The organism is Streptomyces roseolilacinus (assembly GCF_014649335.1).
In the GTDB taxonomy this organism is placed as follows: Bacteria; Actinomycetota; Actinomycetes; order Streptomycetales; family Streptomycetaceae; genus Streptomyces; species Streptomyces roseolilacinus.
Genome location: NZ_BMSV01000010.1, coordinates 59972 through 83932 on the forward strand (window position 1 = coordinate 59972; position 23961 = coordinate 83932).

Below are 23961 nucleotides of genomic sequence, written 5' to 3' on the forward strand. Positions count from 1 at the left end.
GAACGCTAGGCCGCGACCACAAGGACCACAACGTCCGTTGGTTGCGGAACGGAGACATGTTCTTAACGCGCGGGCAACATGTGGGCCACTCCCGGAACCCAGAACCGAAAGGCGGCACCCGTGCGACTGCGCACTCCCCTCGCCCTGCTCGGGGCGGCGCTGCTGGTGCTCGTGGGGCCGCCGCTGCTCCAGCCCGGCAGCGGCTCCGACACCGGCACCCACATCCCCGGCCTGCGCCTCATGGTCCCCAACACGCCCGGGGGCGGGTACGACATCACCGCCCGCACCGCGGCGAAGAACGCCGAGGACGCCGGCCTGACGCGTGACATCGAGGTCTTCAACCTGCCCGGCGCGGGCGGCACCGTCGGCCTGACCTCGCTCGTCGGCGAACACGGCAACGGCAGGCTCGCCATGTCCATGGGCCTCGGGGTCGTCGGGGCCGTCCACACCAACAAGGCGTCCAGGACCCTCGCCGACACCACGCCCATCGCCCGGCTCACCGAGGAGCAGGACATCGTGGTGGTGTCCGAGGACTCCCCGTACCGGACCCTGCCGCAGCTGCTCTCCGCCTGGAGGGCCGCCCCCGGCAAGCTGCCCGTCGGCGGCGGCTCCTCCCCGGGCGGCCCCGACCACCTCGCGCCGATGCTGATGGCGCAGGCGGCCGGCATCCCGCCGAAGTCGGTCAACTACGTCCCCTTCGACGGCGGCGGCGAACTCCTCGCCTCGATCCTCGGTGACAAGGTCGCCTTCGGCGTCTCCGGCGTCGGCGAGTACCTCGACCAGATCAAGGCGGGCGAGCTGCGGGTCCTCGCCGTCACCGGCGCCGAGCGCGTCCCCGGCCTCGACGCCCCCACGCTCCGCGAGTCCGGCCTCGACACCGAGTTCACCAACTGGCGCGGCATCGTCGCCCCGCCCGGCCTGACCGACACCGAGCGCGACAAGCTCGTCACCCTCGTCACCGAGCTGCACGCCTCCCCGCAGTGGCGCGCGTCCCTGGAGAAGAACGGCTGGACCGACGCGTTCCTCGCCGGCGAGGAGTTCGGCGCCTTCCTCGACGCGCAGGACCAGCGCGTCGCCGACGTCCTGAAGGAGCTGGGACTGTGACCACCCCCGCGCCCCGCGACCGCCGCGCCTGGCTCCGCGACCACTCCGAACTCGGTGTCGGCGCCCTCCTCTTCCTCCTCGGCGTCCTCGTCCTCACCGACGCCGTCACCATGAGCGTCGACCTCACCCAGCGCGGCCCCGTCGGCCCCCGCACCGTGCCCCTCGTCGTCGGGGCCGGGCTGCTCCTCGTCGCCGTCCTCCTCACCGTCGACGTGCTGCGCGGGGGGCGCGGCGAGGCCGAGGGGGGCGAGGACGTCGACCTGTCCGAGCCCGCCGACTGGCGGACCGTGCTGCTCCTCGTCGGGGTGTTCCTCGGCAACGCCGTCCTCATCGAACCGCTCGGCTTCCCCGTCTCCGGCGCGCTCCTCTTCTGGGGCTGCGCGTACGCCCTGGGCAGCCGCCGCACCGACCGCGACCCGCTCATCGCGGCGGTCCTCTCCTTCGTCACGTACCTCGTCTTCCACCACCTGCTCGGCGTCCCGCTGCCCGGCGGGCCGCTCATGGGAGTGATCTGATGGATTCCCTGAACTCCCTCATGGAGGGCTTCGGCACCGCCCTCACCCCCGTCAACCTGCTGTGGGCGGCGATCGGCGTCCTCCTCGGCACCGCCATCGGCGTCCTGCCCGGCATCGGCCCCGCCATGGCCGTCGCGCTGCTCCTGCCGGTCACGTACGGGCTGGAGCCGACCGGCGCGTTCATCATGTTCGCCGGCATCTACTACGGGGCCATGTTCGGCGGCTCCACCACCTCGATCCTGCTGAACACGCCCGGCGAGAGCGCCGCCGTCGTCGCCGCGATCGAGGGCAACCCCATGGCGAAGGCCGGCCGCGGCGCCCAGGCGCTCGCCGCCGCGGCCGGCGGCCACTTCGCCGGCGGCCTGATCGGCACGGTCCTGCTGGTCGCGCTCGCCCCCGTCGTCGCCGCGCTCGCCGTCGACATCGGCGCCCCCGACTACTTCGCGATCATGGTGCTGGCCTTCATCGCCGTCACCTCCGTCCTCGGCTCGTCCCGCGTCCGCGGCCTGGCGTCCCTGCTGATCGGCCTCACCCTCGGCCTCATCGGCCTCGACCGGATGACCGGTCAGCCCCGGCTCACCCTCGGCTCGCTCCAGCTCGCCGACGGCATCGACGTGGTCATCGTCGCGGTCGGCCTCTTCGCCATCGGCGAGGCCCTGTGGGTCGCCGCGCACCTGCGCCGCCACGGCGCCACCGCCATCCCGGTCGGCCGGCCCTGGCTGGCCCGGTCCGACCTGAGGCGCACCTGGAAGCCGTGGCTGCGCGGCCCGCTCATCGGCTTCCCGTTCGGCGCGATCCCGGCCGGTGGCGCGGAGATCCCGACGTTCCTGTCGTACGTCACCGAGAAGCGGCTCTCCCGGCACAAGGACGAGTTCGGGCACGGCGCCATCGAGGGGGTGGCCGGGCCGGAGTCCGCCGCGTCCGCCTCCGCCGCCGGCACCCTCGTCTCGATGCTCACCCTGGGCCTGCCCACGACGGCCGTCGCCGCCGTCATGCTCGCCGCGTTCCAGCAGTACGGCATCCAGCCGGGCCCCCTGCTGTTCGAACGCGAACCGCAGCTCGTGTGGGGCCTGATCGCCTCCCTGTTCGTCGGGATGGTGCTCCTGCTGGCGCTGAACCTGCCGCTCGCCCCGGTGTGGGCGAAGCTGCTGCGGGTGCCCCGCCCCTACCTGTACGCGGGCATCCTGTTCTTCGCCGCGGTCGGCGCGTACGCGGTCGGCGGCGAGGCGCTGGACCTGGTGGTCCTGCTGGCCGTCGGCCTCCTCGGATTCGGCATGCGGCGCTACGGCCTGCCGGTGCTGCCCGCCGTGATCGGCGTCATCCTCGGCCCGGCCGCCGAGCAGCAGCTGCGCCGCGCCCTCCAGATCAGCGACGGCAGCCTCACCGGCCTGGTGAACACGCCGTTCTCCGTCACCGTGTACGCGGTCGTCGCGCTGCTGCTGGCCTGGCCGCTGATCCGGAAGGCGATCACCCGCCGCCGTAACCTGACGGCATGACACACGCCCCCGACGACATCCGCCCCGCCGGCCCCGCCGACGTGCCCGCCGTGCGGGCCGTCACCGACGCGGCCTACCACCCCTACATCGCGCGGATCGGCCTCGTACCGGCCCCGATGGAGGCGGACCACGCCGCCGACGTGGCGGCGGGGCGGGTGTTCGTCGCGGGGGACCCGGTGCGGGGCCTGGTCGTGGTCCGCACCGAGCCGGGCCACCTGTACCTCGACAGCGTCGCCGTCCACCCGGACGCCCGGGGCACCGGCCTCGGCCGCCGCCTCCTCGCCTTCGTCGAGGACCGCGTCCGCGCCCTGGGCCTGCCCGAGGTGCGGCTGCTGACGAACGCGATGATGTGGGAGAACCAGAGGATGTACGAGCGCTACGGCTACGAGGTCGTCGAGCGCCGCAAGGACGGCCCCTACGACCGCGTCCACTACCGCAAGCCGCTGCCCTGACGGGCCAGGGCCTCCAGCGCGTCCAGCGCCTCCACCGCGCGGGCGGCCGCGTCCGGGTCCCGCTCCGCGAGGCCGCTCGCCGCGAACTCGTCCTCGTCCAGCCGCAGCACCAGCCGCCGGTCCGCCGACACCCACAGGTCCAGGTCCAGGTCCTCCACGACCACCTCCCCGGCCCGCACCTCGGCGGGCCGGGTGACGTCGCAGTACCAGCCCTTCAGCGTCCCGTCGGCGGCCCGCACCTCCTTCACCGAGTACCACCGGTCCCGCCGGTAGTGCTCGGTGAACACGTCCCCGGGCTCGAACCGCACGAAGCCGAAGTCCCGCACCCCCTCGCCCGCCCACGCGGCGCGGACGGTGAGCACCGTGCCGTCGTCGGTGACCACCTCCGCCGGGTAGCGGATCTTCACCCGGCCCGCCTTGACGAGGACGACGTCCACGACGTCACCCGAGCGTGCCGACATGGCGCACCTCCGTCGCGCACGGCTCGTACCCGAAGCGCCGGTTGATCGCGAGCATCGGCCCGTTCTCGGAGTCATTGCTCGTGTACGCCTCCACGCAGCCGGCCGCGCGGGCCCGGCGCAGCGACTCGGCCTTGGCGAGCGTGGCCAGCCCCCGCCCCCGGTGGGCGCGCAGCGTGCCCGTCATCGCCGACACGTACCGCCCCTCGCCGTCCGTGTGTGCGGCGCTGAACGCGGCGACGGCCCCGTCCACCAGCACCACCGCCGTCAACTCCCGGTCGAGCAGCGGGTCGTTCCAGGTGTCGGCGAGCCACTCCTCGTAGTCGCCCAGGCCGAAGGGGATGTCGGTCGGCTCGTCCGCCGTGACCTCCGTGTCCGCCGCGTACATCGGCCGCGGGTCGGCGGCGAAGTCCGCCGCCGTGCGCAGCTCCACACCGGGCGGCAGCACGGCGGGCCGCTCCGGCAGCCTCGCCGACGCCAGGTCCAGCCGCTGGTAGCGGAGGGTGCGCGCGGGCCGGTAGCCGCGCGCCTCGGCGAACGCCCGGCACTCCGGCGCGTCCAGGGCCCAGGTGTACACCTCGCGCGCGCCGAGGCCCGCCAGGTACTCCTCGGCGGTGCGCAGCAGCGCCCCGCCCACCCCGCGGCCCCGGTGGGCCGGGTGCACGACGGGGGTGGTGAACGCCTGGCCCGGTTCCGGGGACTCGTACACCACGCCCGCGTTGGCGTAGCCGGCGACCTCACCGTCCAGCTCGGCGACCAGCATCAGGTAGCGGCGGGCGGGCGGCGCGGCGCGGTACTCGTTCACCAGGGACGCGGGCGTCGTCACGAGGTACGGCGCCGCGGCGCGCCGCACCCGGACGACGGCCGCCGCGTCCTCGGACAGGAACTCACGGACGATGACAGTCATGGACGCCGACGCTATGCGCGCACCCCTCCCCGCCGCCTCCCGATTTCCGCCCGGTGGGGGAGAATCGGCCCCGTGACGCTGCAGATCGCCCTCGACCCGGACGCGAACGTCCCCCCGTACGAGCAACTCCGCTCCCAGATCGCGGACCAGGCCCGCTCCGGCCGGCTGCCCGTCGGCCGCAAGCTGCCGACCGTGCGGGGCCTCGCGGAGGAGCTGGGCCTCGCCGCCAACACGGTCGCCAAGGCGTACCGGGCGCTGGAGGCGGACGGCGTGATCGAGACCCGGGGCCGCGCCGGCACGTTCGTCGCGGCGGCCGGCGACGCCGCCGAACGCCACGCGGCCGCGGCGGCCGCCGCCTACGCCCGGGAGGCCCACCGCCTGGGGCTGACCCGGGCCGAGGCCCAGGCGGCGGTGGCCGACGCCCTGCGCGCGGTGTACGGGGCGTGAGCCCTCCGGGGAGCCCCGCGTGTCCCGGGGGGAGCCCTACAGGTACAGTCCCGCGCCCGCGCTCCGCGGCTCCGGCAGGGACGTGGGGCTGGTGCCGCGCCGCAGGGCGTACAGCTCCGCGAGGGTGGCGCCGTCCCGGCCGACGCCCTCCTCGCCGCCCAGCCAGGTGACCGCCTCGGCGCGGGTCAGCGGCCCGACCTCGACGCGGGCCAGGCACCGGCCGGGCCGGACGACCGCCGGGTGCAGCCGCTCCAGGTCCTCGTTGGTGGTGACGCCGACGAGGACGTTGCGGCCCTGCCCCAGCAGCCCGTCCGTCAGGTTCAGCAGCCGTGACAGGGCCTGTCCCGCCGTGTGCTTGGCCTCGCCGCGGATCAGCTCGTCGCAGTCCTCCAGGAGCAGCAGCCGCCAGCGGCCCTTCGCCGTGCCGTCGTCCTCGCCGATCGCGATGTCCATCAGGTAGCCGACGTCCCCGAACAGCCGCTCCGGGTCGAGGACGCAGTCCACCTGGCACCAGTCCCGCCACGAGCGGGCGAGGGTGCGCAGCGCGGAGGTCTTGCCCGTGCCGGGCGGGCCGTGCAGGAGCAGCAGCCGGCCCGCGACGTCGTCGGGCGTGACCTTCATCAGCCGGTCCAGCGCGTCCGCGACGGGCGCCGTGTAGTTGGGCCGCACCTCGTCCCAGGAGCCGGCGGAGATCTGGCGGGTCGTGCGGTGCGCGCCGCGCCGCGGGGACAGGTACCAAAAGCCCATGGTGACGTCGTCGGGGCGCGGTTCGGCCTCGTCCTGGGCGCCGTCCGTCGCCTCGGCCAGGACCCTTTCGGCCAGGTCGTCGTCGACGGCGGTGACCGTGACGTCCGCGCCCCGGTTCCAGCGGGACACGAGCAGCGTCCACCCCTCGCCCTCCGCGAGGACGGCGCCGCGGTCGTCCGCGCGGGCGGACCGCAGCACCGTCGCACCCGGCGGGAGCAGCGTCGCACCCGGCCTGACCCGGTCGAGGCTGCGGCTGCGCGAGTGCGGTTGCTCACCGGTCGCGAAACGGCCGAGGAACAGCGCGTCGATCACGTCGGAGGGGGAGTCGCTGTCGTCGACGGTGAGGCGGATCGGCAGTGCGTCCTGCGGGTTGGCTGACATGCGCCCCATGATCCGGCACACCCGCCGCCCCCGCACCGCTTTTCGCCCCGCCGCGCCGCCCGCCGCCCGCCGCCGTACGGGCCGGGAAGGTTGCCCGGCGCCCGGGTGAACGGCCGGTGCGCCGCAGGGGCGCGGGGCGGGCGCCGCGGCGCCCCGTACCGGGGGAGGGCGGACCGGCGCGGGCGGGGGGTGCGCTGGTCAGGCCGACTCCGCGGGCGCGCGGGGGAGTTGGGCGGCGCACGCGGGTGCCGCGTGACGCGCCCCCTCCGAACGGGGGAAAGCGCGGACGAACGCCGTCACCACTATTGGCATGGACACGTCCCCACTGCTACCAAGGGGCAGGCAGTGATCCTGCGACAGGGGGTTCCATGAAAACGTCCCGCGTCGGCGCGCTCGCGTCCTCGCTCCTTCTCGGCGCCGCCCTCACCCTCACCGGTGCGGGGGCCGCCCAGGCCGACTCCTCGACCGCCGCCGTCGACTACGTGGCCCTCGGCGACTCCTACTCCTCCGGCGTCGGAGCCGGCGCGTACGACACCGCCAGCGGCTCCTGCAAGCGCACGCCCCGCGCCTACCCCGCCCTCTGGGCGGCCGCCAACGCTCCCTCGTCGTTCGCGTTCACCGCCTGCTCGGGCGCGCGCACGGGCGACGTGACGGCCAACCAGCTCGGACCGCTCAACAGCGGGACGGACCTCGTCTCCCTGACCGTCGGCGGCAACGACGCGGGCTTCGCCGACGTCATGACGACCTGCGTCCTGCAGTCCGAGGCCACCTGCCTCCAGCGCATCAACGAGGCCAGGAGTTTCGTCGACACGACGCTGCCCGGCCGCCTCGACACCGTGTACCGCGCCGTCCGCGGCAAGGCCCCGTCCGCCCGGGTCGTCGTCCTCGGCTACCCCCGGTTCTACAAGCTGAGCGGCTCCTGCGTCGCCGGCCTCACGGAGAACGAGCGGAGCGCCATCAACGGCGCCGCCGACCACCTCAACGCCGCCACCGCCAAGCGCGCCGCCGACCACGGCTTCACCTTCGGCGACGTCACCCCGACCTTCGCCGGCCACGAGATCTGCTCCGGCTCGGCATGGCTGCACAGCGTCAACTGGCTCAACATCGGCGAGTCGTACCACCCCACGGCCGCGGGCCAGTCGGGCGGCTACCTCCCGGTCCTCAGGAACGCCGCGTAGGCGCGGACGCGCCGCCCGGCCCCGGCGGCGGGGCCACCCCGCCCCGCCGCCAGGGCACGACCGCGTGCACCACCGCGCCCGCCACCGGCGCCGGCACCACCGCCCGCGCCGCGACCTCCCGCCCCCGTACCCCGTCCCGGGCCCGCCACACCGTGCCCGCGCGTCCCGCGCCCGGCGCACCGACCAACCGGTAACACCTCGCCACCAGCCTTTTCCCGCCCGCCCCTTGACGCGTGACGGCCCCTTCCCCGCCTCGGCGACGGCCCGCGGGAGCCCGGCCAACTCGCCCTGGAACCAGACATATTCGAAGAGTCACCGTCAACCCGCGTATCCGGGAGGTGAATCCCGATACCGGGATACACGGCTGCGAGGCGGGGACGATAGGGTTAACGTTGGCCCGGGCCGGGTGCCCTTGTACGGGTGGGGAGTGTCATGGAACAGATAACGATGCGCAGCAGGGCACGTGTGCCCGCCATCACCTGCGGGAGCAGCGCGACCAGTTCACGTCTCGACCGCCACCTCGCGGTGCTCGGCGGCCCCGCCGTCCCGCAGCGCGAGACCGCCGAGGCGACGTCCCTGATGCTGGAGCTGACGTCACGCGACGTCGCGCACCGGCACCGCAGCAAGAGCGCGCGCGTCTCGCTCTTCGCGCCGCTGCGCCGACTGCGCCGCTCGCTCTTCGGCAACCACGGCTGAGGCGGCCCCGCAGCCGACGAGGTCCGGCCGGCCGTTCACCCGTCAGCGCCCGCGCGAGACGGCTCCCACCCGGCCGTTCCTCGGCAGGACCGCACCCCGCCCACCGGTCCTGACCCCTCCCGGCCGCCCGCCGGCCACCACCCGCCTCACCCGACCACACCGTCCCGGCGCAGAAGCGCGCACTCCCGCGCGTCCACGCCGAGTTCCCGCAGCACCGCGTCCGTGTGCTCACCCAGCCCCGGAACGGCTCCCATCAGCGCTTCCGGCCCGCCCGGCAGGGTGATCGGCGGGAGCAGCGCCCGCAGGGGCCCCACCGGCGAGCCGACCTCGCGCCACCGGTCCCGCGCCGCCAGCTGCGGGTGCGCGGCCAGGTCCGCGACCGTGTTCAGCCGCGCGCACGCGATGCCCGCCGCCTCCAGCCGCTCGACCGCCTCCGCCGTGCCCAGCACGCCCAGCGCCCCACCGACCGCGGCGTCGGTCCGCTCCCGGTTCGCCACCCGCGCCGCGTTGGTCGCGAACGCCGGGTCCTCGCCCAGCTCCGGCCGCTTCAGGACCTGCTCCGCCAGCCGCCGCCACTCCCGGTCGTTCTGCACCGACAGCAGCACCTGCCCGCCGTCCGCCGTCGGGTAGGCGTCGTACGGGGCGATCACCGCGTGGGCGACCCCCGTACGCGCCGGGGCCTCGCCCCCGTGCATCCCGTGGTGCAGCGGATGGCCCATCCACTCGGCCAGCGACTCCAGCATCGACACCTCCACCGGCCCGCCGACCCCCGTCGTCGCCCGCCGCAGCAGCGCCGCCAGCACTCCGGAGAACGCGTACATCGCCGCCGCGATGTCCGCCGCGGGAACGCCCGCCTTCACCGGCTGCTCCGGCGTGCCCGTCACCGACACGAGCCCCGCCTCGCACTGGACGAGCATGTCGTACGCCCGCTTGTGCGCGTACGGGCCGCCCGCCCCGTACCCGGAGACGTCCACCGCCACCAGGCGGGGGTGCGCCGCGCACAGCGTCGCCGCGTCCAGCCCCAGCCGGGCGGCCGCGCCCTGGGCCAGGTTCTGCACGAACACGTCCGCGCGCGCGACGAGCCGGCGCACCAGCGCGATGCCGCGCGGGTCCTTCAGGTCCACGGCCAGGGACTCCTTGCCCCGGTTGCACCACACGAAGTGGGAGGCGAGCCCGCGCGCGGCCGTGTCGTAGCCGCGCGCGAAGTCCCCTCCGTCCGGCCGTTCCACCTTGATCACCCGCGCCCCCAGGTCGGCGAGCTGACGGGTGGCGAACGGAGCCGAGACGGCCTGCTCGACGGCGACGACGGTGACCCCGTCGAGCGGCAGGGGAAGCGGCCGGGGCCGCGGATGGGTGCTCATGACAGCCGTACCTACCGCGGACCGGCCGTCCTTGTCACCCCTCCGCCCCCGCGCCGCCGGCCGTGCGGCGGCGCGGGGGCGCGGGGGCGGCCGGGTCAGGCGCCGCCGTGGACCTCCCAGGCGGCGCGGACCGCCGACTCCAGCGCTCCCTCGATCCAGGCCGGCTTGAGGGACGTGTGGCAGCCGGCGAAGTGCAGCGGGCCCTCGGGCGTCCCCATGCCGGGGAAGAGCTCGGTGTGCTGTCCCGGCAGGAGGACGGACGCCTCGCCGTACGCGTACGGGTCGCGCTGCCAGCTCTGGGTGCGGCCCACCCCGGTGAAGAACACCTCGAGCCGCTGCCCGTAGACCTCCTGCATGCCGCGCAGGGCGAGGGCGTACCGCGCCTCGTCGTCGAAGGAGTCCCAGCGCCGGGCGTCGTCCGCCCAGCTGTACGAGGCGAGGACGACGCCGCCGTCGCTGCCCGGCACGGGGTGGGAGGGGTTGAACATGAAGCGGTTCGGGTTGTCGGTCACCGACCCGCCGCCCACGACCCGCGCCGCCTCCGGCTGGTCGCGGGAGACCCAGACGTGTGCCGCGTAGTGGGCGCGCTGGCTCTCGGACAGGTACCCGCGCGGCACCGAGGGGTGCGCTCCGAGCAGCCGGCCGTCGTCCGGCACCCTGCCCCTGCGGTAGGCGTCGTACAGGCCCGGCCTGACGGCGTCCAGCTCGCGCCGCCAGTCGTCCTCGCCGTACTCCCACCAGCGGCGGCTGAACTCCAGGAGCACCTTGGTGGCGCTGTCGTAGTGGACCTCGGTGACCGCCCTGCGCTTCCCGTACGAGAGGGAGGGGGTGATCTGGACGTGCCGCAGGCCGGAGAACGGGATGGTGACGACGGCCGTGTCGCCGGTGAACCGCTCCCGGACGACCTTGCCGTCCCGGCCCTCGGAGACGGTGTCGACGCTGACGCCGGGGCGCCGGCCGCCGCCGGTCTCGATGCGGGTCACGCGCCGGTCGAAGCGGACCTCGCCGCGCACCTGCTCCAGGAGCGCGTCCGCGAGCACGGCGGTGCCGCCGACCAGCTCGTAGAAGGCGGTGCCGGGGTTGATGAGGGAGGCGCCCATGAAGCTGTGCATGAAGGACAGCGGCAGCCGGGAGGTCATGTTCTCCAGGGTGCCGATCAGGTCGATCGTGCGGGTGTCCAGCCGGGCGTGCTCCGTGAGGAAGCGGTACATCGACCAGTCGCCGAAGCGCTGCACCACGCGCGCCCAGCCTTCGAGGCGCTCCGGCATGGGCTTGTCGACCCGTGTCCCGTCGGGGCGGCGGACGCTGAACTCGTCGCGGACCGGGTCCAGGGCCCGCCGGACGATCTCCCCCGCCGGGACGTCCTCGTACGCCGCCGGGACACCGAAGGAGCGGTTGACGGCGCGGGGGTCCTTCGCGTAGTCGGCGCGGCGGACGCTGATGCCGTTGACGCGGATCCACGTGCGGTGGGCGGGCCTGCCGTCCGGGCCGACGTCGACGTAGTGGAAGGGGCGCCGTTCGATGCCCAGGGCGTCGATCAGCCCGATGACCAGGGGGTGGCTGCCGGGGATGCGCATGGCGCCCGCCTCGGCGTACTGCTTGGGGTCGGCGAACGCCCGGCGCGCGTTCTCGTGGCCGCCGGTGCGGAAGGTCTTGATGCGGCCGCCCGCCCGGTTGCCGTTGGCCTCGATGACGGTGACGCGGTGACCGGCCCGTTTGAGCAGCCAGGCGGCGACCATGCCCGCCGGGCCGGCGCCGAGGACCAGCACGTCCTTGGCGGCGCCGCGGCCCCGGGGCAGCCCGCCGCCCAGGAGGATCTTCTCGTACCGGGGGACCAGCGGCCGGCCGTCCTCGTCGAGGACGAGCAGCGCCCGGGCGACGGCGAGGCAGGTCTCCCAGTCGGCGGTGGAACGCGGTGCCGCGGAGGGGGGCGCCGCGGTGGCCGGCGACGCGACGGCGGCGGCCGGACCCGACAGGGCGGTGGCGGCGGCTGCGGACCCTGACAGCGCCGCGACCTGGCGGCGCGTCAGCTCTAAGTTCTTCATGATCATAAGAACGGGGAACCGGCCGTCCTGTCACCGGTCCACCTGGTCGTTCACCCGAAAGTGCGGCTCCCTCACCGCCCGCCCGCCTCCGTCCGCTACCCTTCGCGGGATCCGCGCGGAGGCGTCAGTCCTCCGCGATCACGATCACCGTGTCCCGGTCCCCGAACCGCACCGGTTCGCGCTTGTCCGGATTGATCCGTACGCCGTGGGCGGGGCCGGTCGCGGCCCCGGCGTGCAGCCGGTAGCCGATGGCGCACTCGTGCCGGCGGCGCGCCGACTCGACGACGGTGGCGAAGGAGACCGGGCGGTCCGTCACGACGTAGTCCGCGGCCGGCTTGAGGTGGACCTCGCTCCCCTCCGCGGCGAACAGCTCGTCGTAGAGGGCCGCCAGGTGCCGGTTCTCCGAGATCTGCGTCATCAGCAGGCTGACCAGCCGGTCGCTGACGATGAAGTCGGCGCCCTCCCGCACCGGGGCGAGCAGCCGGTTGCGGTCGTCGGTCATCTCCGTGATGACGAACAGTTCCCGGCCGGCCGACTGCTCGATGTCCCGCAGGTGGAGCAGCGTCACCAGCGTGCGGTCGTCCGCCGCCCTCTCCGGCTCCGCGTCCGGTCCCACGGCGTGCCCCCGGTCCCCGATGACCAGCACCCTGTCGTACGACGGCACGTCGAGCTCGGCGAGCCGCCCCCGGTCGGTGGTGTCGCCGCGGAGGAACCTGACGTCCAGGCGGCCGGGGCGGCACGCACCGCGGACGGCCGCGGCGTCGGCGAGTGTGACGACGTCGAGCGTGGAGCCGGACGGCACGTACGAGGCGAGCTGCTCGACGATCAACGGGGCGCGTCGGTTCCAGCCGAGGAGCAGCAGGCGCTCGGCGGCCTGCGTGCGGGGGCGGGCGGTGACGATCGCGTCCTCGTCGACGGCCGGCGGCGTGTCGGCGAGCACCGCCGTGCCGTCGTCCTCGGTGATGACGACGAACCGGTCGGCCGGGCCGACGCGGGTGTCGGACGGCGGGTTGAGGACCATGCCGCCGCCGTCCCGCCGGAGGCCGACCACCGAGGAGGTGGCGAAGGCCCCGAGCGCCTCGCCGAAGGTGCGGCCGGTCAGCGCGGGCACGGGGACGACGTAGAACTCGTCCCCCGCGAAGTCCAGCAGCTCCTGGTGGACGAGCGAGAGGCCCGGCTGGCGCGACGTCTGGACGAGGAGCCGGGCCACGACGTCGTCGACGCTCAGGACGTGCCCGTGGGGACCGGCGGCCAGGGCGGCGGCCGGATGGTTCCGGGCGTCCCGCACCGCCGCGACCACCACGCAGTCGCGGGTCTCGGGGCCGGTCGCGCGGAGGGCGAGGAGCGTCTTCACCACGTGGGCGTCGCCTCCCGGATCCTCCGGCGGGAGCACCAGCACGGCCTTGGCGGTGTGGGGGCTCACCACGGAGAGGAGCGTGGGGTCGGTGGTGGAGCCGCTCCGGCAGACGACCCGCGTGGCACCGGTGCCGCCGACGCGGCTGGTGATCTCGGTCTCCATCCCGACCTTGTCCCTGTCGGCGAAGACGGCGACGGTCGCCCTGCGCCGGTCGGCGTTGGCCGCCACCAGTTCCGTGATGACGGGGAAGACCTGGTCGGTCCACCCGAGGAGCACCGTGTGCCGTTCCTCCAGGACCGGGGACCTGCCCGAGCGCAGGGCCAGCAACCGGTGGTGGAGCCCGGTGGTGATCAGGCTGACGAGCGCCGACACGAACAGCAGGGCCACGAGCGCCAGGAGGACGGACATCATCACGTACACGGGTGACCCGACCTCGCCGCCCAGCCTGAGGGTCTGCCCGACGCTCCTCCAGACGGCCGCACCCCACCCCGCGGCGGTGGTCGGGACGTCGCGGGAGGCCCCCACCAGCACCACACTGGCCGGGACCACGATCGCGAGGCAGACGGCCGTGAGCCAGCCGATGAGCACGGGGGTGCCGTGGGCCATCAGGATGTCGAACCGGTAGCGGAGACGCGACCACAGGTGGGGCGTGTGCTGTGTCATGCAGGGCCCCTCGTGCGGGAGGCGACGTAGCAGGACCGCGACGGGAGGTCGCGGGGGGTCCCACGCTAGCGAGCCGTGGGGGGCCGACGTCCCGGAGATCCCCTTCTCCACTCCGAGGTATGAGCGCTCGTCCACATCTCGCAATCCGTGCGCGGCGACGGCGGCCCGCGCCGTCCGGTCCCCAGGGGAGCCGGGCCCCGGCCGGCCGGAGGAATCCCGGGCCGACCGGAGCGCCGCGTACTGCCCGCTCAGTTCTTGTGGATCACGATGGAACCACCGGAGAGGGCGGTCGTCGGGGCGGCGGTGTCGTCGGCCCCCATCTGGTTGTCGTAGACGAGGGTCGAGTCCGCCGTCTTCCAGATCCTCATCCGGAGCCGGTCGGGGTTCGCGTCGGTGGCGGTGAGCATGAAGCTGTAGCCGTCCGAGCCGTTGACCGTACCGGTGCCTTTGAAGATCGCCTTGTCGCCCGCCACGACCAGCCACTGGTGCTCGCCGGAGTGGAAGTTCACGGCGCCGGCCTTGAACTGGAACTCCGTGTTGCCGCTGGGGACGGTCGCACCGTTCTTGTACTTGGACACGAACCCGAAGTTGGCCCGGCCGGTCGCTCCCGGATCCGCCGGATAGGCACCGGCGGGTGACTCGATCCAGCCGCCGCCGGTGACGAACCCGCCATCGGGGTCGTACACGACGACGAAACCGCAGGTCTTCGTGTCGGACCCGCCGTCGTCGTCGGTGATGGTGACGGTGATGTCGTGGATGCCCGCCGCGGCGTACTGGTGGGTGGCACCCACCGGGGAGGTGACCGGCGCGGTCGTGGTCCCGTCTCCCCAGTCGACGGTCATCTCGTGGGTGTCGAGTGTGCCCGGGTCGGTGAAGGTGCCGGTGAACGACACGTCATCACCGACGGCGCTCGGGTCCACCGGGCAGGACGTGAGGGTCAGGCTCGGCGCCACGTTCTGCACCGTCACGGTGGTGCTGTCGTCGTCGACGAGCCCGTTGTCGTCCGTCACGGTGAGGGTCACGGCGTCGGCCCCGTCGTCGAGGCCGTTGTAGGAGGCCACCGGGTCGCTCGTGCCCGACAGCGCCCCGACCCCGGCGTCGGCGCCGTTCCACGCGTACGAGGTGAGGACCCCGTCCGTGTCGTGGCTGCCGGAACCGTCGAGGGCGACGGACGATCCTTCGGCGACGGTCTTGTCCGGTCCGGCGTCGGCGACCGGAGGCACACAGGTGACGGTGACGACGACGGGCGGGAACACCACCGCGGCGTTCTCGTCGTCGTGGTACGTCACCGACGAGTTGACGTCCAGCGGGCCGCAGGGGGCGCCGACGTGCTCGACCCGGTAGGTGATCACCAGGTCCTCGTCGCCGAGGTCGGCCCGCGACCATGTGAACCCGTCCGGGGTCACCCCGCCGATCGACGACCCGGCCAGGTCGGCGCTCACCGAGCCCGGCACCAGCCGCCACGGCGGTGTCAGCGTGACGGCGATGGAGGGGTGGGTCGCGCCGGGGACCGACACGGCCGCGACGAGCTTTTCGAGCAGGGCGGCGAGGTCGTCGAAGCTGCCCGCGGTGAAGGTGTTGTCGGCCCCGGGACCGCTCGCGACCGTCTCCAGAGTGGCCTGGCTGACCCCGTCGCCGACACCGACCGCGAAGACGGTGGCCTTGCCCTGGAGCGCGGCGGCGGCCGAGGCCGTCGGGTCGCCGGGGTTGGCGTTGCCGTCGGTGATGACGATGACCGCCTGGTTCCGCTGCGGGTCGTCGGGTCCCAACTGGACGCCCGCCCGGTCGAGACCGCAGGAGATGCAGGTGTTGTTGCGCAGCTGGGGGTTGTTCGCGATGGCGCTGCGGACGGCCCCTTCGTCGCCGCTGAGCGGGATGACGTCCTCCGCGACGTGGGAGAACCCGACGACACCGACCCTTCCGCCGTTCGCGAACAGGCCGTCGTCGGCGACCGCCGCGACCACGCCGTCGGCGAAGTCCGTCAACTGGTCGAACTCCGTGTCGTTGACACTGCCGGACTCGTCCAGCACCAGCACCAGGTCGGTCGGCGTCGACTGGGTGCTGCTCTCGCCGTCGAGCGTCAGAGTCACCGTGGAGGTGCCGTACCGCGGAACGGTCGTCGGACTGGCGGACGCTCCGGGCAATGGCGCCGCGGACGCCTCAGGCGCCCAGGTCAGCGCACCGGCAACCGCTGCCGCCAGTGCCGCGGTGGTGGCCAGGAGACGGCGGAAAGGCATGGATCCGCGCCCACGCGCAGTGGATGGTCGCATGATTCCCCCCTCGGAATCGTCGCGGTACCGGCGCCTGACGCGACCGGTCCCCGCGTACCGGAACGGAATATCGCTCACCGTGGGTAGCCCGTCAATCACCTGGTGAAATCGATAATCCATACGGAACCGGCTCGGCCGGCCCGGAGTGCCGGCGCCGCTAGAGCAGCGCGAACTGCCCCTCCGGGCCCTCCTCGGGGTGGTCCAGCACGGAGGCCGGGCGCCGGACGGCCGCCGGGTGGGGGAGCACCCCGGCGGCCCGCAGGCCGGCGCGGGTGAGGGGCGGCGCGCCGGAGGACCGGAGCCGGTCCGCGAGGGCCGCGCGCTCCGCGTCCAGGGCGCCCAGCAGCGCCAGGACGGTGATCAGCTCCAGCAGTTCGGACGTCCACTCGCGCGGCCAGGCCGGCGGGCGGATCGCCTCCAGGGTGCCCGGCTCCGCGGCCGCGGTCCGCCGTTCGAACCAGAGCGGCAGCACCCGCACCCCGCCCACGTGGTACTCCCACGCCTCCGCCGGCACCGGCGCGACGCGCCCGGTCCCCACGTGCAGGACCTCCTCGTCGGCGTCGTACTCCAGCGTCCCGGGGTGCGGCGGCGGCGCGGCCCGCACGTAGGGCCGCCGCCCGCCCGGCAGGCGCGGCCGCTCCCCGCCCCGGGCGCCGCGCAGTTGGACCGACGCCATCCGGTGGCCCAGGGCGACGCCCGCCGCCCAGACGTCCGGGTCGCCGGGCAGCGGCACCCGGCACCCGGCGGGCGACGGCACCGCCGCCGCGACCGCCCACGCGAGCAGGTCGGGGGCGGCCGGCTCCCGCCCGTACCGCTCCCGCAGCAGCGCCGGCAGGCCCGGCGCGACGTTCGGCTCGCGGCCGCCGGGGCGCCGGTACAGGGGGCGGACGCGGCCGGGGCGCCCGGTGGGGGAGCGGCCGTCCGGGAGCGGGGCCGTCACCAGCAGCGCGGGGCCCGCCGCCCCCGGCACGTACCCCTGCTCCACCGCGAAGACCTGGTGCTCGTCCGCGACCCGCCACAGCTCCGGCCGCGCCGCGTCGATCAGTCGGTGGTCCGGCAGCAGCCACCGCTCGTCGAACGGCCCGTACGCGATCCGCACCGGCCGCGGGCACGGCCCGTCCTCACGGGCGAAGCGCGCGGTCCCGGTCCGCTGCCCCGGCAGCGCGGCCACCGCGCTGCGCGGGGTGCGCGCCCGGCTCGGCCGGAACAGCGCCTCGCGCTCCGTGCCGCCGGCCGCGACCAGCGCGTCCCAACGGGCCCGCAGCGTCCCGGTGTCCGGGGCGGTCACCCACTCCCGGCCCAGCCGCAGCGCCGGCACGGACCACGGCATGAGGTCGTCGAGCAGAGGCACGTCGTCGGGAGGCACGTCCGCGTTCACGCGCTGCATGCTAGCGCCGCCCCGACCGGGCCGTGGCGGCCTCAGTCGGCCTCGACGGTGACCGTGAAGGAGAACCGGTCGCCGCGGTAGCGGATGCGGGCCACGTCCACCACGCGGCCGTCCTCGTCGTACGCCACGCCCGTGTAGTGGAGGATCGGCGACAGCAGCGGCACCTCCAGCAGGTCCGCCGTCACCGGGTCGGCGAGCCGGGCCTCGACCGTGTCGGTGATCCGGCTGATGCGCACCCCGACCCCGTCCCGCAGCACCTTCGTCATCGGCCAGCGCTCCAGGTCCGCCACGTCGATCCGGTCGGCCAGCTCCGGCAGGACGGCGTTCTCCGCCCAGTTGGTCGGCTCGCCCGTCTCCACGTCCCGGCGCAGCCGCCGGTAGGTGACGACCTCCGCCACCCCCGGGAAGTACTCCGCCAGCTCCCCGGGCACCTTCGCCGCGCCGTGCCCGAGCACCGTGGTCCGCTCGCCGGACTGCTGCGCCACGATCGCGTCGATCGAGCCGAGCAGCCGGCGCGGGGCGCTGCGCCGGGCGCCCGGCTCGATGAAGGTGCCGCGCCGCCGGTGCCTGCTGATCAGCCCCTCCTGCTCCAGCTCCTTGAGCGCCTGGCGCATGGTCAGCACGCTCACCCCGTAGTGCGCCGCCAGCTGCTCCTCGGTGGGCAGCCGCAGCGACGCGTCCGGGGAGCGCCCCAGTATCGAGGCGCGCAGGGACTGGGACACCTGGTACCAGAGCGGAAGCTTCCGGTTCAGGACCAGGGAGTCGGGGGCGAAGGCGGACACGGCATCTCCGTACTGCTGCGTGCGGCGTACGACCCTGGGGCGGCGTACTTACGAGCGGAAGTGGCGCTCCAGACCCTGCCACACGTCGTCGTAGCCCCGCTGCAGGTGGTCCGCTCCGGCCGCCTGGGCGGTGGCCGTCACGGGCCAGCGGGTCTCGAACATGAAGGCCAGGCCGTCGTCGACCTTCTGCGGCCTCAGCTCGGCGGCGCTCGCCTTGTCGAAGGTCTCCCGGTCGGGGCCGTGCGCGGACATCATGTTGTGCAGCGACCCGCCGCCGGGGACGAATCCCTCCGCCTTCGCGTCGTACGCCCCCTCGATGAGGCCCATGTACTCGCTCATCACGTTGCGGTGGAAGTACGGCGGGCGGAAGGTGTCCTCGCCGACCAGCCAGCGCGGCGCGAACACCACGAAGTCGACGCCCGCGAGGCCGGGCGTGTCGGTCGGCGCGGTGAGCACCGTGAAGATCGACGGGTCGGGGTGGTCGTAGCTGATCGTCCCGATGACGTTGAAGGAGCGCAGGTCGTAGACGTACGGGACGTGGTTGCCGTGCCAGGCGACGACGTCCAGCGGGGAGTGGCCGTAGGTGGCCCGCCAGAGGTTGCCGCAGTACTTGTTGACGACCTCGACCGGGCCCTCCACGTCCTCGTACGCGGCGACCGGGGCCCGGAAGTCGCGCGGGTTCGCCAGGCCGTTGGCGCCGATCGGGCCGAGGTCGGGCAGCCGGAACGGCTGCCCGTAGTTCTCGCACACGTACCCGCGGGCGGTCCCGTCCACCAGCTCCACGCGGAAGCGGACGCCGCGCGGCACCAGCGCCACCTCGCCGGGGCGCACGGCGAGCAGGCCCAGCTCGGTGCGGAGCAGCAGCCCGCCGCGCTCCGGGACGATCAGCAGCTCGCCGTCCGCGTCGCTGAACACCCGCTCCATGGGGGCGTTCGCGTGGTACAGGTGCACGGCCATGCCGGCGCGCTGCGCCACGTCGCCGTTGCCGCCCAGCGTCCACAGGCCGGCCAGCCAGTCCGTACCGGGCGCGGGCTCCGGGAGGGGGTTCCAGCGCAGCCGGTTGGGGTCCGGGACGGTCTCGGTGAAGGGCGCCGAGCGCAGCGCGCCGTTGTCGGCGCGGGTGAACGGCGGGTGCGCGGCCGAGGGCCTGATGCGGTACAGCCACGACCGGCGGTTGTGGGCCCGCGGCTCGGTGAAGGCGCTGCCGCTCAGCTGCTCCGCGTACAGCCCGAGCGGTGCCCGCTGCGGGGAGTTCCGCCCCAGCGGGAGGGCGCCGGGCACGGCCTCCGAATGGTGCTCGTTGCCGAAGCCGGAGAGGTACTCCAGGCTCTCGGCGGTCTTCCTCGTCTGCTCGTTCGCCTCTGCGGCGCCGCCCATGCTCATCGCACGCTCCTGCTGCTCATGGAATCCTATGGGAGACCGTAGGATTCCAGGCGGTCCACGTCAACGGGGCGGGCCGCCGGAGTCCGCGGCCCCGGTCGCCGGCCGTGCGCCGCGTGCCGGAGCGGGAGTGGGACGGATCCGCCGCCCGGGGGGTTCCGGGGCGGGGCCGGGTGGTTCGCCCGCCCCCGTGCAGGGCCCCGGTGCCGGGCCGGCCGGGGACCGGTCGCGAAGCCCCGCCCGCTCCGGGCCCGCCCGCTCCGGGCCCGCCCGCTGCTCCGGTCCCGTCCGCTCCGGTCCCGCTCCGACCGTCGCCAGCGTGCGTACCGGTCGGTATGCTCGGCCGGGTCCGCTTCCGTGTCCGCCGTAGAACCGGGGGAGACCCATGCCCACCACCACCGCGCCGCGCATCTGCCCGCTCTGCGAGGCCACCTGCGGGCTCACCCTCACCCTCGACGGCACCCGCGTCACCGGGGCCCGCGGGGACCGCGACGACATCTTCAGCCGCGGGTTCGTCTGCCCCAAGGGCGCCTCCTTCGGAGAGCTGGACGCCGACCCGGACCGGCTGCGCTCCCCGCTCGTCCGGGTGGACGGCGCCCTGCGCGAGGCGACCTGGGACGAGGCGTTCGACCTGGTCGCGCGCAGGCTCCCGCCGCTCGTCGCCGCCCACGGCCCGAACGCCGTCGCCGTCGTGCTGGGCAACCCCAACGTCCACACCATGGCCGGCGCCCTCTACCCGCCGCTGCTGCTGGGCGCGCTGCGCACCCGCAACGTCTTCAGCGCCTCCACCGTCGACCAGATGCCCAAGCACGTCTCCTGCGGCCTGCTGTTCGGCGACGCCCAGGCCATCCCCGTCCCGGACCTGGACCGCACCGCCCACCTGCTGATCGTCGGCGCCAACCCGCTGGACTCCAACGGCAGCCTGTGCACCGCGCCCGACTTCCCCGGCCGCCTCAAGGCCCTGCGCTCCCGCGGGGGCACCCTCACCGTCGTCGACCCGCGCCGCACCCGCACGGCCCGCCTCGCCGACCGGTACGTGCCGATCCGCCCCGGCACGGACGCGCTGCTCCTCGCCGCGCTGGCCCAGGTGCTGTTCGCGGAGGACCTCGCCGACCCGGGCGCCCTCGCCGGCCACCTAGAGGGCGTCGACCGGGTCGCCGCGGCGGTACGGGACTTCACCCCCGAGGCGGTCGCCGCGGCGTGCGACGTGGAGCCCGGCACGATCCGCGCCATGGCCCGCGAACTGGCGGCGGCGCCCTGTGCCGCGGTCTACGGGCGGGTGGGCGGCAGCACCGTCGCGTACGGCACCCTGACCAACTGGCTCGTGGACGTCCTGAACGTCCTCACGGGCAACCTCGACCGCCCCGGCGGCGCCATGTTCCCGCTCGCCGCCACCGCGCCCGCGCCCCGCCCCGCCGGACCCGGCAGGGGCTTCGCCCTCGGCCGCTGGTCCAGCCGCGTCTCGGGCCACCCGGAGGCCAAGAGCGAACTCCCGCTCGCCGCGCTCGCCGAGGAGATCGACACCCCCGGCGACGGCCGCGTCCGCGCCCTCGTGACGATCGCCGCGAACCCGGTCCTCTCCGCCCCGGACGGCGACCGCCTCGACCGCGCGCTCGACCGCGACCTGGACTTCATGGTCGCCGTCGACCCGTACCTCAACGAGACCACGCGCCACGCCGACGTGGTCCTGCCCCCGCCGCCGCCCTCCCAGACCGCCCACTTCGACTTCGCGTTCAACCACTTCGCCGTCCGCAACCAGGTCCGCTACACCCCGGCCGCCGTCCCGCTGGAGGAGGGCCGGATGGACGAGTGCGAGATCCACGCCCGGCTGGTCCTCGCCGCCACCGGCGCGCAGGGCACGCCGCCGGACGCCGTGGACGCCCTGGCGATCGACCGCGCCCTCGCCAAGGCCGCGGCCCAGCCGCACTCGCCCGCGCACGGCATGGACCCCGCCGCGTTCGCCACCCGGCTGACCGGCCGCACCCCCGCCGAGCGGCGGCTCGACCTGATGCTGCGCCTCGGCCCGTACGGGCTGACGCTGGAGGACCTCCTCGCCCACCCGCACGGCATCGACCTCGGCCCGCTCCGGCCGCGCCTCCCGCAGGTGCTGAAGACCCGCAGCGGCCGCGTCGAGCTGTTCCCCGAGCCGATCGCCGCCGACCTGCCCCGGCTGCGCGCGGCCCTCGCCGACCCCGCGCCGCCGCTCGTCCTGGTGGGCCGCCGCCACCTGCGCTCCAACAACAGCTGGCTGCACAACGTCCCCGCCCTCAACGGCGGTACCAACACCTGCACCCTGCAGGTCCACCCGGACGACGCGGCCCGCCTCGGCCTGCGCGACGGCGCGCCGGCCCGGGTGAAGGGCGAGGGCGGCGAGGTGGAGGCCCCGGTCGAGGTGACGGACGCGGTCCGCAGGGGAGTGGTGAGCCTCCCGCACGGCTGGGGCCACGACCGGCCCGGCACCCGCCTCTCGTTCGCCGCGACCCGCCCCGGGGTCAACGTCAACCAGCTCCTCGACGGCACCCGCCTGGACCCCCTCTCCGGAACGGCCGTGCTCAACGGCTTCCCGGTGGAGGTGACGCCGGTGGGCTGACCGGGCGAACCGGCGGCGGCGCGCCGTGCACCGTGCGGCTCATATCCGGGATGTGACTGATAGTCGGATTATCGGTTGATCCGTACGACATCCTCACGGAGGAACCCGTCATGACCGCAGCCCGACCACTCCTGCGCACCGCCGTCGCCGGACTCGTCCTCGGCGGCCTCGCCTTCGCCGGCGCGCCCGCCGCCGTCGCCCAGCCCGGTGAGAACGGCGACATCAAGATCCACGACACCGACACGCCGCCGCTCGACCAGCGCAGCGAGTCCAAGGTGTGTCGCTTCTACCTCGCCGCCTTCAACTTCGAGGGGCTGCAGCAGCTCACCTACACCCTCACCCCGGAGCCGCTGGAGGCCGGCGACCCCACCGTCCAGGGGGCGATCACGCTCACCGCGACCGGGACCGGGCAGACCACCGAACTGACGCTGCCGGACGGCCAGTACAGGCTCACCTGGACCTTCCCCGGCGCCACCGGGATCAAGCTGAAGACCTTCCGCGTCGACTGCCCCAACGGCGAGCGGCACAAGGACGGCGACCACGGCAAGGACCACAAGGACACCAAGGACACCAAGGACGCCGGCCAGGGCAACGGCGGCGACGGCGGCGGCGACCAGGCCCACAAGGAGCCGCGCGGCGGTGTGGGCGCGGGCGGCGGCGGCATGGCGGGCACGGCCGGCGACACGCCGGTGCTCGGTGTCGGAGCGGCGCTCGCGGCCGGCCTGGCGGGAACCGCCGGGCTGATCCTCGTCCGCCGTCGCCGTCGCGCCGATGGCGCCGCGTAGGCCCCGGTACTCACGGTTCACCCGTCGGCAGCGGCGCCTCCTCCGCCTCACCAGGACGGTGGCGGCGACGGTGGTGCTGGTCTCCGGCGGGGCCTGGTGGGCCCAGGACGGCGAGCCGTCCGGGCCCGCCCCGGCAGTGGTGGCGGCGCCGCAGCCGGGGCCCGTGACCACCCCGCCGCCCACCGCCGAGGCGAAGGCCGGGCAGCCGGCCGCCCCGCGGGCGCGGCAGCAGGGCGACCCGCGGACGGGGTGGCCGGCCGCCCCGCGGACCCGGCAGCCGGCCGGCCCGCAGGCACGGCGGGACGCCGGACGGCCGGCGGGGGGCCCGACGTGGCCCGCGGCGCCGCGGCCGTCGGCGAAACCGCCCCCCGCCCCCCTCCCGCCCTCGCCCGCCAAGCGGATCGCCGTCCCGGCCATCACCATCGAGGCGCCGGTCATGCGCCTGGGCCTCGACCGGTCGGGGCAGCTGCTCTCCCCGCCCGTCGACCGGCCCCGGCTGGTCGGCTGGTACGAGGGCGGCGCCACGCCCGGCGAGAAGGGCACCGCGATCGTGGTCGGCCACCGCGACACCCGCACCGGGCCGGCCATCTTCCTGAACCTCAACGCGCTCAAGCCCGGCAACACCGTCCGGGTCACCCGCGAGGACGGGATCACCGCGGTGTTCACGGTCGACCGCGTGCGCACCTACGACAAGGCGAACTTCCCCGACCGGGAGGTGTACGGGCCGGCGGGACGGCCCGAGCTGCGCCTGCTCACCTGCGGGGGTGCCTTCGACCCCCGTCAGGGGTATGCGGCCAACGTCGTCGTCTTCGCCCACCTCACCGACACCGTCCCGGCGGACGCCCCCCGCGGGGCGTGACGCGGCGGGCCCGCGCCCCACGGCGCGGGCCCGCCGCGGCGTTCCCGTCCGCCGGACCCGCCCCGGTGACCGGGCGCCCGCCCCGCCCCGCAGAGGAGACC

General features: G+C 74.9%; 20 protein-coding genes. 10 read left to right on the plus strand and 10 right to left on the minus strand.

Translation table 11 applies throughout. The annotated features are described in order from the left end of the window. The first annotated feature begins 120 nt into the window (after positions 1 to 120). Genes IE106_RS22940 through IE106_RS22955 form a run of 4 tightly spaced genes read left to right on the plus strand, consistent with a single transcriptional unit; the run spans position 121 to position 3567 of the window. The gene (locus IE106_RS22940; protein WP_189537070.1) at positions 121 to 1104 is read left to right on the plus strand and encodes a Bug family tripartite tricarboxylate transporter substrate binding protein; all 984 of its coding nucleotides are present in this window, start codon (positions 121 to 123) and stop codon (positions 1102 to 1104) included. Then, a complete protein-coding gene (locus IE106_RS22945; RefSeq protein WP_189537071.1) occupies positions 1101 to 1619 on the plus strand; it encodes a tripartite tricarboxylate transporter TctB family protein in 519 nt (172 codons plus the stop codon). Before IE106_RS22940 ends, IE106_RS22945 begins: the two co-directional genes overlap by 4 nt. Continuing rightward, positions 1619 to 3115, plus strand: a complete 1497-nt coding sequence (locus tag IE106_RS22950; RefSeq protein ID WP_189537072.1) for a tripartite tricarboxylate transporter permease — start codon at positions 1619 to 1621, stop codon at positions 3113 to 3115. Before IE106_RS22945 ends, IE106_RS22950 begins: the two co-directional genes overlap by 1 nt. After that, positions 3112 to 3567, plus strand: coding sequence for a GNAT family N-acetyltransferase (locus IE106_RS22955; RefSeq protein ID WP_189537073.1), 456 nt, complete (start codon positions 3112 to 3114; stop codon positions 3565 to 3567). The genes IE106_RS22950 and IE106_RS22955 overlap by 4 nt, the downstream gene beginning before the upstream one ends. Here IE106_RS22955 and IE106_RS22960 read toward each other — a convergent pair. Both IE106_RS22960 and IE106_RS22965 read right to left on the minus strand, forming a co-directional pair. Continuing rightward, positions 3546 to 4028 carry a ribonuclease FAU-1 family protein gene (locus IE106_RS22960; protein WP_189537074.1) on the minus strand — a complete coding sequence of 161 codons (483 nt, stop codon included), beginning with the start codon at positions 4026 to 4028 and terminating at the stop codon, positions 3546 to 3548. The two genes, IE106_RS22955 and IE106_RS22960, sit on opposite strands and share 22 nt — an antisense overlap. Continuing rightward, positions 4009 to 4932, minus strand: a complete 924-nt coding sequence (locus tag IE106_RS22965; RefSeq protein WP_189537075.1) for a GNAT family N-acetyltransferase — start codon at positions 4930 to 4932, stop codon at positions 4009 to 4011. The genes IE106_RS22960 and IE106_RS22965 overlap by 20 nt, the downstream gene beginning before the upstream one ends. A 72-nt stretch (positions 4933 to 5004) precedes the next feature. Here IE106_RS22965 and IE106_RS22970 point away from each other — a divergent pair, with 72 nt between their 5' ends. Next, a complete protein-coding gene (locus IE106_RS22970; protein ID WP_189537076.1) occupies positions 5005 to 5379 on the plus strand; it encodes a GntR family transcriptional regulator in 375 nt (124 codons plus the stop codon). 36 nt (positions 5380 to 5415) lie between these two features. On the opposite strand, the gene IE106_RS22975 is transcribed toward IE106_RS22970, so the two are convergent. Further along, the gene (locus IE106_RS22975) at positions 5416 to 6516 is read right to left on the minus strand and encodes a DUF5925 domain-containing protein (protein WP_229840718.1); all 1101 of its coding nucleotides are present in this window, start codon (positions 6514 to 6516) and stop codon (positions 5416 to 5418) included. 359 nt (positions 6517 to 6875) lie between these two features. Here IE106_RS22975 and IE106_RS22980 point away from each other — a divergent pair, with 359 nt between their 5' ends. After that, complete coding sequence (locus IE106_RS22980) at positions 6876 to 7685, plus strand: SGNH/GDSL hydrolase family protein (RefSeq protein WP_189537078.1); 810 nt, start codon at positions 6876 to 6878, stop codon at positions 7683 to 7685. Between the two features lie 432 nt (positions 7686 to 8117). After that, the gene (locus IE106_RS22985; protein WP_189537079.1) at positions 8118 to 8381 is read left to right on the plus strand and encodes a hypothetical protein; all 264 of its coding nucleotides are present in this window, start codon (positions 8118 to 8120) and stop codon (positions 8379 to 8381) included. Between the two features lie 146 nt (positions 8382 to 8527). Here the strand turns inward: IE106_RS22985 and IE106_RS22990 are convergent, their stop codons facing one another. The 7 genes from IE106_RS22990 to hmgA all read right to left on the minus strand — a co-directional run bounded on the left by IE106_RS22990 (position 8528) and on the right by hmgA (position 19629). Beyond that, positions 8528 to 9742, minus strand: a complete 1215-nt coding sequence (locus IE106_RS22990) for a CaiB/BaiF CoA transferase family protein (protein ID WP_189537080.1) — start codon at positions 9740 to 9742, stop codon at positions 8528 to 8530. A gap of 95 nt (positions 9743 to 9837) precedes the next feature. Continuing rightward, entirely contained in the window at positions 9838 to 11787 is a 1950-nt protein-coding gene (gene lgoX, locus IE106_RS22995; protein ID WP_373295975.1) for an L-glutamate oxidase LgoX, read from the minus strand. A gap of 124 nt (positions 11788 to 11911) precedes the next feature. After that, on the minus strand, positions 11912 to 13807 hold the full coding sequence (locus tag IE106_RS23000; RefSeq protein ID WP_189537082.1) for a CASTOR/POLLUX-related putative ion channel: 1896 nt from the start codon (positions 13805 to 13807) through the stop codon (positions 11912 to 11914). Positions 13808 to 14055: 248 nt separating this feature from the next. Beyond that, positions 14056 to 15897 carry a vWA domain-containing protein gene (locus tag IE106_RS23005; RefSeq protein WP_189537083.1) on the minus strand — a complete coding sequence of 614 codons (1842 nt, stop codon included), beginning with the start codon at positions 15895 to 15897 and terminating at the stop codon, positions 14056 to 14058. 337 nt (positions 15898 to 16234) lie between these two features. Next, positions 16235 to 17464, minus strand: a complete 1230-nt coding sequence (locus IE106_RS23010) for a type ISP restriction/modification enzyme (protein ID WP_189537084.1) — start codon at positions 17462 to 17464, stop codon at positions 16235 to 16237. Positions 17465 to 17496: 32 nt separating this feature from the next. Next, positions 17497 to 18246, minus strand: a complete 750-nt coding sequence (locus tag IE106_RS23015; protein ID WP_189537085.1) for a GntR family transcriptional regulator — start codon at positions 18244 to 18246, stop codon at positions 17497 to 17499. Positions 18247 to 18294: 48 nt separating this feature from the next. Further along, the gene (gene hmgA / locus IE106_RS23020) at positions 18295 to 19629 is read right to left on the minus strand and encodes a homogentisate 1,2-dioxygenase (protein WP_189537086.1); all 1335 of its coding nucleotides are present in this window, start codon (positions 19627 to 19629) and stop codon (positions 18295 to 18297) included. A 382-nt stretch (positions 19630 to 20011) separates the two neighbouring features. On the opposite strand from hmgA, the gene IE106_RS23025 reads away from it, so the two are divergent. The 3 genes from IE106_RS23025 to IE106_RS23035 all read left to right on the plus strand — a co-directional run bounded on the left by IE106_RS23025 (position 20012) and on the right by IE106_RS23035 (position 23860). Beyond that, positions 20012 to 22216: a molybdopterin oxidoreductase family protein gene (locus IE106_RS23025; RefSeq protein WP_189537087.1), complete on the plus strand. Its 2205-nt coding sequence runs from the start codon at positions 20012 to 20014 to the stop codon at positions 22214 to 22216. 110 nt (positions 22217 to 22326) lie between these two features. Then, positions 22327 to 23001, plus strand: a complete 675-nt coding sequence (locus IE106_RS23030; protein WP_189537088.1) for a hypothetical protein — start codon at positions 22327 to 22329, stop codon at positions 22999 to 23001. Beyond that, positions 22988 to 23860 (plus strand): class F sortase, encoded by an 873-nt coding sequence (locus IE106_RS23035; protein ID WP_189537089.1) that lies wholly within the window; start codon positions 22988 to 22990, stop codon positions 23858 to 23860. Before IE106_RS23030 ends, IE106_RS23035 begins: the two co-directional genes overlap by 14 nt. Positions 23861 to 23961 lie beyond the last annotated feature (101 nt).